This is a genomic window from Microvirga pakistanensis (assembly GCF_004458765.1).
Taxonomy (GTDB): Bacteria; Pseudomonadota; Alphaproteobacteria; order Rhizobiales; family Beijerinckiaceae; genus Microvirga; species Microvirga pakistanensis.
In genome coordinates, this window is sequence record NZ_SPJX01000508.1 from 1 (window position 1) to 223 (window position 223).

General features: G+C 69.5%; 1 pseudogene. It reads right to left on the bottom strand.

Features of this window, described 5'->3' with window-relative positions:
- Positions 1-223: pseudogene (locus tag E4K09_RS22405) on the bottom strand (electron transfer flavoprotein-ubiquinone oxidoreductase); the annotation flags it as partial.

The window sequence follows — 223 nt, forward strand, 5'->3', positions numbered from 1 at the left end:
AGCTCCTTGAGGCCGATGCCGTATTTCTGGTGGTCGCGGCCCGCATTCAGGCCGAAGCGCTCGACCATCTGCTTGGTGAGCGAGCCGCGCGCGCCCTCGCCCAAGATCGTGTAGCGGGCGCGCAGCTCCATGCCGCGGGTGAAGTTGGCATTGGGCTCGCCGTTGCGGCTGACGCCCATGTCGCCGGTGGCCACCCCCACCACCCGGCCGTCCTCGACCAGCA